The sequence below is a fragment of the Kitasatospora sp. NPDC032121 genome (genome assembly GCF_055580145.1).
On sequence record NZ_JBVILX010000012.1, the window covers coordinates 101,929 to 117,061 of the forward strand.

Annotated in this window: 1 protein-coding gene; it reads right to left on the minus strand. The window is 76.7% G+C overall.

Annotation, left to right across the window (positions count from 1 at the left end):
- Positions 1-33 precede the first annotated feature (33 nt).
- On the minus strand, positions 34-15,117 hold the full coding sequence (locus tag ACZ5OX_RS26560) for a type I polyketide synthase (protein WP_465633555.1): 15,084 nt from the start codon (positions 15,115-15,117) through the stop codon (positions 34-36).
- Between the last annotated feature and the right edge of the window lie 16 nt (positions 15,118-15,133).

Below are 15,133 nucleotides of genomic sequence, written 5' to 3' on the forward strand. Positions count from 1 at the left end.
AGTCGCCGTCCTGGTTCGCGTGTCGGGTCGGTGTCATGACAGGCCGAGTTCGTTGTCGATGAGGTCGAAGAGTTCGTCGTCGCTGGCGCCGTCCATCCGGTCCTCGATGGAGGCGGTGGCGGTGCCGTCGCCGTCGGCCGCGGGGGCCGCCGGGTCGAGGCGGCGCAGCAGCTCGCGGAGCCGGTCGGCGAGCCGTTCGCGGTCCGCCGGGTCGTCGGGGACGCCGTCGAGGGCGCCCGCCAGGCGGTCCGCTTCGGCAAGGCCGGGGAGCGGGCCGGGTCCGGCGTCGACGGTCAGTTCGGCGGCGAGGTGCGCGGCGATCGCGGTCGGGGTGGGGTGGTCGAAGAGCAGGGTGGCGGGCAGCGGATGGCCGGTGGCGGCGCGCAGCCGGTTGCGCAGTTCCACCGCGGTCAGCGAGTCGAAGCCGACCTCCAGCAGACCGCGTCCGGGATCGACCGCGGCCGGGCCGCTGTGGCCGAGCACCAGGGCGGCGTGGGAGCGGACCAGGTCGAGGAGGACCCGGCCGCGCTGGGTGTCGTTGAGGGACGCCAGGCGCTGCTTCAGGGCGTCCGGCCCGTCGGGGCCGGCGCCGGCGGGGCCCGCGGCGCCGCGCCGGGCGCCGGGGCGCACCAGTCCGCGCAGCAGGGCGGGGACGCCGCCGGCGCCGGCCTGGGCGCGGACGGCCGCGGTGTCGAGCCGCAGCGGGAGGAGGACCGGCTCGTCGAGGGTGCCGGCCGTGTCGAGCAGCGCCAGTCCCCGGGCCGGGTCGAAGGCGTCGATCCCGCCCCGGGCGATCCGTCGCAGGTCGGCCTCGGTGAGCCCGCCGGTCATCCCGGTGCTGTTGGCCCACAGACCCCAGGCGAGCGAGCGGCCGGGCAGCCCGTCGGCTCGGCGCCGGTGGGCCAGTGCGTCCAGGAAGGCGTTGGCGGCGGCGTAGTTGCCCTGGCCCATGCCGCCGAAGATCCCGGCGATGGACGAGAACAGGACGAACTCGGACAGCTCCAGGCCGGCGGTGAGCTCGTGCAGGTTGACCGCCGCGTCCACCTTGGGGCGCAGGGCCCGTTCCAGCTGTTCGGGCGTCATGGTGGCGACCACGCCGTCGGCCAGGACGCCCGCGGCGTGCACCACGCCGGTCAGCGGGTGCGCGGGGGGCACGGCGGCCAGCAGGGCCGCGAGGGCGTCGCGGTCGGCGGCGTCGCAGGCGGCGATCTCGGCGTGCGCGCCCAGGGCGGCGAGCTCGGCGAGGAGTTCCGGCGCGCCGTCGGCGGCGGGGCCGCTGCGGCTGGTCAGCAGCAGGTGCCGGACGCCGTGTTCGGCGGCCAGGTGGCGGGCGACGTGGGCGCCGATGGCGCCGGTGCCGCCGGTGATCAGGACGGTTCCGTCGCCGCCCCAGCCGGGGGTGCGTCCGGGAGCGGCCAGCGGTACCCGGGCCAGCCGGGCGGCGTGGACGGCTCCGGCCCGGATCGCGAGCTGGGGCTCCCCGGAGGCGAGGGCCTCGGCGAGCAGCGCGGGCGGGGCCTGCGGGTCGTCCAGGTCGAGCAGGACGAAGCGGTCCGGGTTCTCGGTCTGCGCCGAGCGGACCAGGCCCCAGAGCGCGGCCAGGGCCGGGTCCGGGACGTCGTCGCCGGTCACCGGGACCGCGCCCGCGGTGACCAGGACCAGCTTGGCGCCGGTCAGCCGCTCCTCGGCCAGCCAGTCCCGCAGCAGGGCGAGGACCGTGCCGAGGCCGTCGTGGACCGCGTCGCGGAGGACGCCGGGCGGCGCGTACGGGGCCGGGGCGGACGGACCGGCGGCCAGCACCAATCGGGGCGCCGGGGCGCCCGCGTCGAGCAGCGCGGACAGCGCGGCAAGGTCGGCGACCGGACGGCCGGGGAGCGGCGCGGCGCCGAGCACGGCCCAGGTCTCCGGGCCGGGGGCGGCGGCGGTCGCGGCGCGCTCGGGCAGGGCCGGCCACTCGGGGCGGAACAGCTCCTCGTGGTGTCCGCCGCGGGTGGCCGTGAAGCGGTCGCGCGAGACCGGCCGCAGGACCAGGGAGCGGGCCGAGAGCACCGGCCGCCCGGTGGTGTCGGCCGCCCGCACGGTGACGGCGTCGCGGCCGGTGGGGGTCAGCCGCAGCCGGAGCTCGGCGGCCCCGGAGGCGTGCAGGCGCACCCCGTTCCAGGAGAACGGCAGCCAGCCCTGCGCGGGCCCCTCCAGTACGTCGAACACCAGCGCGTGCAGGGCGGCGTCCAGCAGGGCCGGGTGCAGGCCGAACGCGGCGGCGTCCGGCTGCTGCTCCTCCGGCAGGCTCGCGAGGGCGTACACCTCGTCGCCGAGCCGCCAGGCCGCGCGCAGGCCCTGGAACGCGGGGCCGTAGGCGAATCCGCCGCCCGCGAACCGGTCGTACAGGCCTTCCGTGTCGAGCGGGACGGCTCCGGGCGGCGGCCAGGCCTCGGGGTCCGCCGGGTCTGCCGGTTCGGGGGCTGCGGCGGAGCCGAGCAGGCCGCTCGCGTGCCGGGTCCAGGGGGCGTCGGGGCCGTCGTCGGCGGCCCGGGCGTGGACGCTCAGCGGGCGGGTGCCGGAGGCGTCCGGGCTTCCGACGGTGAGCTGGAGTGTGACGGCTCCGCCCGCCGGGAGCACCAACGGCGCCTCCAGGGTCAGTTCCTCGACCTGGTCGCAGCCGACCTGGTCGCCCGCGCGGACCGCGAGTTCCAGGAACGCGGTGGCGGGGAACAGCACGCCCTCGTAGACGCCGTGGTCGGCCAGCCAGGGGTGGCTGCGGACCGAGAACCTGCTGGTGAACAGGAAGCCGTCGGAGTCCGCGAGTTCCGTTCCGGCGCCGAGCAGCGGGTGGTCGACCGCCCGCAGTCCGGCCGCGGGCAGTCCGGCGGCGGCCGGGCCGGCCTGCAGCCAGTAGCTGCCGCGCTGGAAGGCGTAGGTCGGCAGGTCGACGGCGGCGGCCGGGCCGCCGTCGGTGCCGCCGTCGACGGCTTCGACGGCGTGGACGGCGTGGACGGCTTCCCAGTCGACGGGGACGCCCGTGACGTGCAGCCGGGCCAGGGCGGCCGTCGCCGCGGGCGCTTCGGGCCGGTCCTTGCGCAGCAGCGGCACCAGCACCGGGCCGGCGGGACCGCCGGTGTCGGCGGCGTCGGCATCGGCATCGCCGGTCAGGCAGTCCTGGCCCATGGCGGTGAGCGCGCCGTCGGGTCCGAGTTCGAGGAACGCGGTGACGCCGTCGCGCTCCAGGTGGCGTACGCCGTCCTGGAAGCGGACGGTGCCGCGCACGTGCTCCACCCAGTAGTCCGGTGAGCCGAGCTGCTCGGCGGTGGCCGGCTCGCCCGTCAGGTCGGAGATGACGGGGATGGCGGCCTCTCCCGGGACGATCCGGGCCGCGACCTCGCGGAACTCGGCGAGCATGGGCTCCATGAGGGGCGAGTGGAAGGCGTGGGAGACCGGCAGCCGTCGGGTCTTGCGGCCGCGCGCGGCGAGCACGGCGGCGATCTCGTCCACCACTGCCGCGTCGCCGGAGATCACGGTCGAGGCCGGGCCGTTGACCGCGGCGAGGCCGACGTCGCTCCCGCGGCCCGCGAGCAGCGGCAGCACCTCCTCCTCCCCAGCGGCCAGGGCGACCATCGCGCCGCCCGCCGGGAGGGCCTGCATGAGCCGTCCCCGCGCGACCACCAGCGCCGCGGCGTCGGGCAGGGTGAACACCCCGGCGACGTGGGCGGCGGCCAGCTCGCCCACGGAGTGGCCGAGCAGCCGGTCGGGACGCACGCCCCAGTGCTCGACGAGGCGGAACAGTGCGACGCCGAGGGCGAACAGCGCGGGCTGGGTGTACTCGGTGCGGTCCAGCAGGCCGTGGCCGGGGTCGCCGGGGGCCGCGTCGATCACCTCCCGCAGCGGGCGGTCGAGCAGCGGGTCGAGTTCCGCGCACACCGCGTCGAAGGCGTCGGCGAAGACCGGGAACCGCGCGTACAGTCCGGCGCCCATGCCGGTGCGCTGGCTGCCCTGGCCGGGGAACAGGAAGGCGGTCTTCGCGGCCGGGCCGGTGACCCCGCGGACCAGGTCCGCCGACGGCTCGCCGGCGGCGAGGGCGGCGAGCCCCTGGAGCAGGGCCTGCCGGTCCGTGCCGGTGAGGGCGGCCCGGTGCTCGAAGGCGCTGCGGTGCAGCGCCAGGGAGCGGCCCAGGTCCGCGACGGCGAGGGCCGGGTCCTGCTCGACGTGCCGGAGCAGCCGGGCCGCCTGCTCCCGCAGCGCGTCCGCGCCACGGGCGGAGAGCAGCCAGGGCAGGGCGGGCGCGGCGGCCGGGTCGGACTCGGGCGCGTCGGCGGTGGTCGCCGGGGTCGGCGCGGGGGCGGCGGCCGGGGCCGGTTCGGTGGGCTGTTCGAGGATGGTGTGGGCGTTGGTGCCGCTGACCCCGAACGAGGACACCGCGGCCCGCCGGGGGCGGCCGGTCTCCGGCCACGGGGTGTCGTCGGTGAGCAGCCGGACCGCGCCGGCCGACCAGTCGACGTGCGGGGTCGGCGCGTCGACGTGCAGGGTGCGCGGCAGTGTCCCGTGCCGCATGGCCTGCACCATCTTGATGATGCCGGCGACTCCGGCGGCGGCCTGGCTGTGTCCGATGTTCGACTTCAGCGACCCGAGCAGCAGCGGCTCCTGCTCGCCGCGTTCCCGGCCGTACGTGGCCAGCAGCGCCTGGGCCTCGATCGGGTCGCCCAACTTGGTGCCGGTGCCGTGCGCCTCCACCGCGTCGACCTCGGCGGCGGTCAGTCCGGCGTCGGCGAGGGCCGCCCGGATGACCCGCTGCTGGGAGGGGCCGTTGGGGGCGGTCAGGCCGTTGCTGGCGCCGTCCTGGTTGACGGCGGAGCCGCGGACCAGGGCGAGCACCGGGTGGCCGTTGCGCCGGGCGTCCGAGAGGCGTTCCAGGACGAGCAGTCCGGCGCCCTCGGCCCAGGAGGTGCCGTCGGCGGCGGCGGCGAACGGCTTGCAGCGGCCGTCCTCGGCGAGCACCCGCTGCCGGCTGAACTCCACGAACGCGCCCGGGGTCGACATCACGGTCACGCCGCCGGCCAGCGCCAGCGAGCATTCGCCGGCCCGGAGCGACCGGGCCGCGAGGTGGACCGCGACCAGCGACGAGGAGCACGCCGTGTCGATGGTCACCGCGGGCCCTTCGAGACCGAGGCTGTAGGAGATCCGCCCGGACGCCACGCTGCCCGCGCTGCCGATGCCGAGGTAGCCCTCGAACTCCTCGGACGGCTCGGTGACGCGCGACCCGTAGTCGTGGTGGCTGCAGCCGACGAAGACGCCGCTCGCGCTGCCCTTGAGGGAGAGCGGGTCGATGCCGGCCCGCTCGAACGCCTCCCAGGAGAGTTCGAGCAGCAGCCGCTGCTGGGGGTCGATGGTCAGCGCCTCGCGCGGGGAGATCCCGAAGAAGGCCGGGTCGAAGCGGTCGGCGTCGTGCAGGAAGCCGCCCTCCCGCGCGTAGGTGCTGCCGGCCCGGTCCGGGTCCGGGTCGTAAAGGCCGTCCAGGTCCCAGCCGCGTCCGGTGGGGAAGCCGGTGATCGCGTCCCGTCCGCCCGCGACGAGCTCCCACAGCTCCTCGGGGGTGCTGACGCCGCCGGGGTAGCGGCAGCTCATGGCGACCACGGCGATCGCCTCGTCCTCGGGCACCGCGGCGGCCGCGGGCGGCTGCCCGGGGGCGTCGGGCGCCTCCGTGGCGGGCGCTCCCGGCAGTTCGGCGCGCAGGTGTCCGGCCAGGGTGGTGGCCGTGGGGTAGTCGAAGGCCAGGGTCACCGACAGGCGCAGGCCGGTGGCCGCGGCGAGCCGGTTGCGCAGCTCGACGGCGGTCAGCGAGTCGAAGCCGATGTCCTTGAACGCCTGGTCGGGTCCCACCGCCTCGGGCACGGGGTGGCCGAGCACGGCGGCGACCTCGCGGCGGACCAGGTCCAGCAGGGCCCGGTCGCGTTCCACCGGGGGCAGTGCGGCCAGCAGCAGGGCCGGCGGCTGCTCGCCGGCGGCCGCGCCCCGGTCCCCGGCCGCGGCGGCGAGCGCGTCCCGCACCTCGGGCAGGTCCCCGATCGCGGCGCTGGGCCGGAGCGCGGTGTACGCCCGGGTGAAGCGGTCCCAGGCAAAGTCGGCGACCAGGACGGCCGTGTCGTCGTGGTCGAGGGCCCGGCGCAGCGCGGTGGTGGCCGCAACGGGGTCCATGGCGGGCAGGCCGTCGCGGATCAGCCGTTCGGCGACCGCGCCGGAGGCGAGGCTCTCGCCGCCCCACAGGCCCCAGGCCACCGAGGTGCCGGGCAGTCCGAGGTCGCGGCGCTGCCGGGCCAGGGCGTCGAGGTAGGCGTTGGCGGCGGCGTAGCTGCCCTGGCCGGTGCCGCCGAGGGTGCCGGCGAGCGAGGAGAACAGCACGAAGGCGGTCAGGTCGAGTCCGCGGGTGAGCGCGTCGAGGTTGCGCGCGCCGTCGAGCTTGGGACGCAGGACGCCGGCCGCGCGTTCGGGGGTGATCGAGTCGATCACTCCGTCGTCGAGGACGCCCGCGGTGTGCAGGACGGCGCGCAGCGGGCGCTCGGCCGGAATGCCGGCGAGCAGTTCCGCCAGTGCGTCGCGGTCCGCGACGTCGCAGGCCACCGCGGTGGCGTCGGCGCCGAGTCCGCGCAGTTCGGTCAGCAGGGCGTCGGCGCCCGGGGCCTGTGCGCCGCGCCGGCTGGTGAGCAGCAGGTGCGCGGTGCCGGTGCGGGCGAGCCAGCGGGCGATCTGGGCGCCGAGGCCGCCGGTGCCGCCGGTGATCAGGACCGTGCCCTCGGGTGTCCAGTCGCGTGCGGGGGCGGTGTCGCCGAGTCCGGCGTGGACGACCCTGCGGCCGTAGAGGCCGGTGGCGCGCACCGCCAGCTGGTCCTCGCCGTCGGGGTTGGCCAGGGCTTCGGCGAGCCGGGTCGCGGCCCGGTCGTCGAGCCGTCGCGGCAGGTCGACCAGGCCGGCCCAGCGCTGCGGGTACTCGACGCCGGCAACCCCGCCGAGGCCCCAGGCCAGGGCCTGGAGCGTGCTGTCGATCCGGTCGGAGCGGCCGACCGACACCGCGCCCCGGGTGGCGCTCCAGAGCGGGGCGTCGGTGCCGAGGTCGCCCAGGGCCTGGAGGAGCGCGACGGTCAGGGTGAGGCCGAGGGGGAGCGCCGATCCGTCGCCGTGCGGTTCCTCGGCCAGGGCGAGCAGCGACAGGATTCCGGCGGGCGTCCCGTCGGCGCGGTCGTGGGCGTCGCGGAGCAGTGCGGCGAACCGGGTCCGGTCGGTCGCGTCGGGGCCTGCCTCGACCAGGACGGGGGTGGCACCGTGTCCGCGCAGGGCGTCCGCGGCGAACGCGACGGCCGGGTCGTCGGCGGCGCCGGCCGGGGCGACGACGAGCCAGCTGCCGGTGAGCCGGGGCTGCTCGGGTGCCGGCAGGGGCTTCCAGGCGACCCGGTAGCGCCAGCTGTCGGCGGTCCGGTCGTCGGCCCGGCCGCGCGCCCACTCGGCGAGGGTGGGCACCAGGGAGGCGAGGGAGGCCCGCAGTTCCCCGTCCTCGACCCGCAGGGTGGTGGCGAGGGCGTCCAGGTCGCCGTGGTCGACCGCCGTCCAGAAGCCGGAGTCGGCCGGGCCGGCGCCGGTCGTGGCGGCGGTGCCGGACGCGGCGTCGGCGGGCCGGGCGGGGGCGGCGTCCAGCCAGTAGCGCTGCTGCTGGAAGGCGTAGGTGGGCAGGGGCCGCCTGCGCGCGCCGGTTCCGGCGAACACCGCGTCCCAGTCCACCGGCAGCCCGCGGACCTGGACCTCGGCGAGCGCGGTGAGGAAGCGGCCGGGGCCGCCCTCGGTGCGGCGCAGGGTGCCGACGACGGCCCCGTCGCCGACCCCGGCCGCTTCGACGGCCTCCTGGATCCAGACGGTCAGCGCGGGGTGGGTGCTGCACTCGACGAAGGTGTGGTGCCCGTCGGCGACGAGCACGTCGAGCGCCCGGCCGAACTCCACCGGCCGGCGCAGGTTCTCGTACCAGTACCCGGCGTCCAGGCCCAGGGTGTCCACGGGGCCGCCGCTGACCGTCGAGTAGAACGGGACGGCGGAGGTCCGCGGCGCGATGCCGTCGAGGAGGCCGAGCAGTTCCTCGCGGAGCTGCTCCACCTGGGGCGAGTGCCCGGCGAAGTCCACACCGGGGACGGGCCAGGCCAGCACGCCCGCCTCGGCGTACTGGTCGCGCAGCCGTTCCAGTGCCGCCGGGTCGCCGGAGACCGTCACCGACGTCGGCCCGTTGACCGCGGCGACGTCGAGTGCCCCGTCGTGGGCGGACAGTGCCTCGCGCACGGCTTCGACCGGCTGCGGCACGAACAGCATGCCGCCGTGTCCGGTCAGGGCCAGCAGGGCCCGGCTGCGCAGCGCGACGATCCGGGCCGCGTCGTCCAGCGAGAGCGCGCCGGCCACGCAGGCGGCGGCGATCTCGCCCTGGGAGTGGCCGACCACGGCGTCGGGGACGATCCCGTGCGCCCGCCACAGCTCGGCCAGCGACACCATCACCGCCCACAGCACCGGCTGCACCACGTCCACCCGGTCGAGCGGGGGCGCGTCGGGTTCGTCCCGCAGGACCGCGAGCAGCGACCAGTCCAGGTACGGGGCGAGGGCGCGTTCGCAGGCGGCGATGCGGTCGGCGAAGGCCGGGGCGTGGTCGAGCAGTTCCCGGGCCATGCCGGCCCACTGGGAGCCCTGGCCGGGGAAGACGAAGACGGTCTTGGCCGACCGGGCGACGGCGCCCCGGACCAGGCCGGGTGCGCGCTCCCCCGTGGCCAGCGCGGCCAGGCCGCCCAGCAGGGTCTCCCGGTCGCCGCCGACGACGGCCGCGCGGTGCTCGAAGGCGGTCCTGGTGGTGGCCAGGGAGTAGCCGACGTCGGCGGACGGCAGCTCCGGCCGCTCCGTCAGGTACGCGTGCAGCCGCTCCGCCTGGTCCCGCACCGCCTCGGCGGTCCGCCCGGACAGGACCCACGGGACGGCGGCGGGTACGGGCGCGACGGGCAGGGCGGGCTCGGCGGGCGCGGGCTCGGCGGGCGCGGGCTCGGCCGGCGGCTGCTCGATGACGACGTGGGCGTTGGTGCCGCTCAGGCCGAACGAGGACACTCCGGCGCGGCGCGGCCGGCCGGTCTCCGGCCAGGGGGTGGCCTCGGTCAGCAGGGCGACGGCGCCCGCCGTCCAGTCGACGTTCGGGGACGGCCGGTCGATGTGCAGGGTGCGCGGCAGTTCGCCGTGCTCCATGGCCAGCACCATCTTGATGATGCCGCCGACGCCGGCGGCGGCCTGGGTGTGCCCGATGTTCGACTTCAGCGACCCGAGCCACACCGGCCGGTCGGCCGGCCGGTCCTGGCCGTAGGTGGCGAGCAGCGCGTCGGCCTCGATCGGGTCGCCCAGCCGGGTGCCGGTTCCGTGCGCCTCGACGGCGTCCACGTCGGCGGCCGTCAGCCGGGCGTTCGCCAGCGCGTCGCGGATCACCCGCTGCTGGGCCAGGCCGCTGGGCGCGGTCAGCCCGTTGCTCGCGCCGTCCTGGTTGATCGCCGAGCCGCGCAGCACCGCGAGCACCGGGTGGCCGTTGCGGCGGGCGTCCGAGAGGCGTTCCAGGAGCAGCAGGCCCACGCCCTCGGCCATGCCGAAGCCGTCCGCCGCGGCGGCGAAGGACTTGCAGCGCCCGTCCTCGGCGAGCCCGCGCTGCCGGCTGAAGCCGGTGAACGACAGCGGGGTGCCCATCACCGTGGCGCCGCCCGCGAGGGCCAGCGCGCACTCGCCCGAGCGCAGCGACTGGGCGGCGAGGTGGACCGCCACCAGCGACGAGGAGCACGCCGTGTCCACGGTCACGGCGGGCCCCTGGAGGCCGAGGGTGTAGGCGACCCGCCCGGACAGGACGCTGGTGGAGATGCCCGCGATGAACAGGCCCTCCAGTTCCTCGGGGATGTCGCGCAGGCTTCCGCCGTAGCCCTGGTAGGAGGCGCCGGCGAAGACGCCGGTCGGGGTGCCGCGCAGGGTGGACGGGTCGATGCCGGCGCGCTCGATCGCCTCCCAGGAGGTTTCGAGCAGCAGTCGCTGCTGCGGGTCCATGGCCAGGGCCTCGCGCGGGGATATCCCGAAGAACCCGGGGTCGAAGCGGTCCGCGTCCCTGACGAAGCCGCCCGCGGCCGCGTAGCTCCGGCCGGGCCGGTCGGGGTCCGCGTCGTACAGCGCGTCGAGGTCCCAGCCCCGGTCGGACGGCAGCCCGGAGACGGCGTCGTGCCCGTCCGCGACCAGGCGCCACAGGTCCTCGGGGGTGCGGACGCCGCCGGGGTAGCGGCAGCTCATGGCGACGATCACGACGGGGTCGTCGTCGGCGGCGGGGGCCGGCGCCGGGGGCTGCCGGACTGCGGCGGGCTCACCGGCGGCGCCCAGCAGTCCGGCCTCCAGGCGTCCGGCGAGCGCGGCCGCCGACGAGTAGTCGAAGACGACGGTGACCGGGAGCCGCAGGCCGGTGGCGGCGTTGAGCCGGTTGCGCATGTCCACGGCCGTCAGGGAGTCGAAGCCGAGGTCGCGGAAGGCACGGCCGGGGGCGACCGCGTCCGGCGAGTCGTGGCCGAGGACGGCGGCCGCGTGGGTCCGGACCAGGTCGACCAGCACCCGGGTCCGCTCGGCCGCCGGGAGCGGCGTCAGCCGGTCGCGCAGCGCCGAGGGGGCCTCGTCGGCGCCGGCCTCGCCGGTCTCCGGTCCGGCGGCCAGCGCGCTGCGGACCTCGGGGAGTTCCCCGATCAGCGGGCTGGGGCGCGCCGAGGTGAAGACCGTCGCGAAGCGGTCCCAGTCGATGTCGGCGACCACGACCACCGTCTCGTCGTGGTCCAGGACCTGCTGGAGCCCGGTGATCGCGACCGCGGGCGGCATGAAGAGCACGCCGTGGCCGCGCAGGGTCTCCTCCGCCAGTTCGGCCGCCATCCCGCCGGCCCCGTCCTCGGGGCTCCAGATGCCCCACACCACGGAGGTCGCGGCGAGGCCGCGGCTCCGGCGGTCCTCGGCGAGGCCGTCGAGGTAGGCGTTGGCGGCGGCGTAGGCGCCGTGGACGGCGCTGCCCCACACCCCGGAGATGGAGGAGAACAGCACGAACGCGTCGAGCGTGTCCCGGTCGAAGAGCAGGTCCAGGTTCCGGGCCCCGCCGACCTTGGCGTGCAGGGTGCCGGCGACCTCCTCCGCGTCGGTGTCGGGCAGCGGCACCAGCAGCCCGCCCCCCGCGGCGTGGAAGACGGTGCCGATCCGGTGGCCGTCCTGTTCGAGGCCGTCCTTCAGGGCGCGCAGGGCCTCCAGGTCGGCGACGTCGCACGAGGCCAGGGTGACCCGGGTGCCGAGGGCGGCCAGTTCCTCGGAGAGCTCCGGCGCACCCGGCGCGTCCGCGCCGCGCCGGCTGACGAGCACCAGGTGCCCGGCTCCCCGCCGGGCCAGCCAGCGCGCGATCTGCGCGCCGATCCCACCGGTGCCGCCGGTGATCAACACGGTGCCCCCGGGCCGCCAGCTCCGCCGCGGCGCGGTGTCGCCCAGGGCGGACCGGACCAGCCGCCGGCCGTGGCAGCCGGTGGCCCGGACGGCGACCTGGTCCTCGTCCCCGGCACCGCCGGCCAGCACCCGGCACAGCTGCGGGGCGGTGTCCGTGTCCAGGACCTCCGGGAGGTCGATCAGACCGCCCCAGCGCTGCGGGAACTCCAGCGCGGCGACCCGGCCCAGACCCCAGAGCAGGTTCTGCGCGGCGCTGACCGCGCTCCCGGTGTCCGTGCCCCCGACCGACACCGCGCCCCGGGTCGCCCACCACAGGGGCGCGTCGATCCCGGCGTCTCCGAGGGCCTGCACCAGGGCCAGGTTGAGCGCGGCGCCCAGCGGGACGGAGGGGTGCGCCGAGTGCGGGCGCTCGTCGAGGCCCAGCAGCGACAGCACTCCCGTCACCGGGCCGGGCAGCGCGTCGAGGGACGCGCGAACCCGGTCGGCCAGCACGGCACGGTCGGCCTCCGCCTCGGCGATCCGTATGTGGACCACCGAAGCCCCGGCCTGCTCCATGACCTGGACGGTCGTCTCCGATCGGCGCACCCCGTCCTCGGGCCGACCGTCCGGCGACAGCACGAGCCAGTTGCCGTCCAGTGCGACCGGGGGACCCTCGGGCAGGGCTCGCCAGGTCACGCGGTAGCGCCAGGAGTCGACCACCGAACGCTCGGTGCGCTCGGTCCGCCAGGTGGCGAGCGCGGGGAGCACCACGTTCAGCGGGTCCTCGGGCGTCACCCCCAGGGTCGTGGTGAACCGGTCCAGGTCACCTCCGCCCAGGGCCTCCCAGAAGTCGTCGCCGTCCGAGGACGTTCCGGAAGGACCGCCCGCCGCGGGGCCGGTGTCCTCCAGCCAGTACGGGCGACGCTGGAAGGGGTAGGTGGGCAGGGAGATGCCGTCCGGACGGTGCCCGGCGAACACCCGGTCCCAGTCGGGCGACAGGCCGCCCACGTGGGCCTCTCCCAGGGACGTCAGGAACCGGTCGAGGCCGCCCTCGCCGCGCCGCAGCGTGCCCACGACCACGGCGGGGCCCTGCGCGGAGCCGGCCGTGTCGGCCGCGTCGGCGGTCTGCTGGACGCCGAAGGTGAGCACGGGGTGCGGGCTGGACTCGACGAAGAACCGGAAGCCCTCCCCCAGCAGCGCCGCCGTGGCCTGCTCGAACTCGACGGTCTCCCGCAGGTTGCGGTACCAGTACTCGGCGTCCAGGGACTTCGTGTCCAGCCAGCCGCCCGTCACCGTCGAAAGGAACGGCACCGTACCGGACAGGGGTGCGATGCCGTCCAGGTCGGAGAGCAGCTGCTCACGGACCTCCTCCACGTGCGCGGAGTGCGAGGCGTAGTCGACCTCGATCAGCCGCGCCCGCACCCCCTCCCCGACCAAGCCCTCGACCAGTGCCGCCACCGCGTCCGCGTCGCCCGACACCACTGTCGAGGACGGGCCGTTCACCGCCGCCACCGACAACCGGCCCCCGATCCGCTCCCGCACCGCCTCCACCGGCAGGGGAACCGACGCCATCCCGCCACGCCCCGCCAACGCACCCACCGCACGCGACCGCAGCGCCACCACCCGCGCGCCGTCCTCCAGGCTCAGACCGCCCGCCACCACGGCGGCCGCGATCTCCCCCTGCGAGTGGCCCACCACCGCGTCCGGAACGACCCCGAACGAGCGCCACACCTCCGCCAGCGACACCATCACCGCCCACAACACCGGCTGCACCACGTCAACCCGCGCCAACAGCTCCTCCGAGCCCAGCGCCTCCCCCAACGACCAATCCGTGTACGGCGCCAGCGCCCGCCCGCACTCCGCCATCCGCCCCGCGAACACCTCGGACTCGCCCAGCAGCTCCGCAGCCATCCCCACCCACTGCGAACCCTGACCCGGAAACACCAACACCGAACCGCCCGAGGACACACCGTCGCCCTGTACCAGCCCCGGCACCGAGCGGCCGTCCGCCAGCGCCTTCACGCCGTCGAGCAGCCGGTCCAGGTCGGTACCCACCACCACGGCGCGCCGTTCGAAGGCGGTCCGCGTGAGGGCGAGGGCGCGGCCGGTGTCGGCGGCCCGCAGGGGTGCGAGGTCGGCGCTCAGGTGTGCCAGCAGCCGGGCCGCCTGGTCGCGCAGCGCCTCGTCGGTGCGCCCCGACAGCACCCAGGGCAGCGGGTACGCGTCGCCGCCGGCCGCGGTGTCGGCCACCGGTTCGGCTTCCTCCGCCGGGGCCTGTTCCAGGATCAGGTGGGCGTTGGTGCCGCTGACGCCGAAGGCGGACACGCCCGCCCGGCGCGGGCGTCCCGCGTCGTCCCAGGCGCGGGCCTCGGAGAGGACTTCCACGGCTCCCGACGACCAGTCCACCATGGGCGTCGGCCGGTCCGCGTGCAGGGTCCTGGGCAGTTCGCCGTGCTCGATCGCCAGCACCATCTTGATGACGCCGCCCACTCCGGCCGCCGCCGAGGTGTGGCCGATGTTCGACTTCAACGAGCCCAGCCACAAAGGCCGTTCGGCGGGCCGCCCCTGGCCGTAGGTGGCCAGCAGGGCCTGCGCCTCGATCGGGTCGCCGAGGGTGGTGCCGGTGCCGTGCGCCTCCACCACGTCCACCTCGGACGCCGTCAGGCCCGCGTCCGCGAGCGCCGCCCGGATCACCCGTTGCTGCGACGGACCGCTCGGCGCGGTCAGTCCGTTGCTCGCACCGTCCTGGTTCGTGGCCGAACCCCGGACGACGGCCAGCACCGGGTGCCCGTTGCGCCGCGCGTCCGACAGGCGCTCCAGCAGCAGGACGCCGGCGCCCTCGGACCAGCCGGTTCCGTCCGCGTCGGCCCCGAACGCCTTGCAGCGGCCGTCGGCCGACAGCGCGCGTTGGCGGCTGAACGCCACGAACGCGTCGGGGGTCGCCATCACCGACACCCCGCCGGCCAGGGCCAGCGTGCAGTCGCCGGCCCGCAGGGCCCGGATCGCCAGGTGCAGGGCGACCAGAGAGGAGGAGCAGGCCGTGTCCACGGTCACCGCGGGCCCTTCGAGGCCCAGGGTGTAGGCGATCCGGCCGGAGACCACGCTGCTCGCGGTCCCGGTGTCCAGCAGGCCCTGGACCTCGGGGAGGTGGCGCGAACCCGCGCCGTAGCCGTTGCCGATCGCTCCGAGGAAGACACCCGTGCCGGTGCGCCGCAGCGTGCGGGGGTCGATCGCGGCCCGCTCGACCGCCTCCCAGGCGGTCTCCAGTGCCAGCCGCTGCTGGGGGTCCATGGCCAGGGCCTCGCGCGGCGAGATGTTGAAGAACTCCGCGTCGAACTCGGCGGCGTCGTGGAGGAAGCCGCCGTGCCGGGTGTAGGAGGTACCGGGCCGCTCGGGGTCCGGGTCGTAGAGGCCCTCCAGGTCCCAGCCGCGGTTGACCGGCCAGGCGGAGACCGCGTCGGCGCCCCGGGAGACCAGGTCCCACAGCCGTTCCGGCGTGTCGGCGCCGCCGGGATAGCGGCAGGCCATGGAGACGATGGCGATCGGTTCGTGGCGGGCCTGCTCGGCCTCGCGCAGCTGCCTCCGGGCGTCACCGAGGTCCGCGGTGGCGCGCCTGAGGTAGTCGAGCAGCTTCTTGTCGTCGGACATCAGTGCCAGCTCTCTC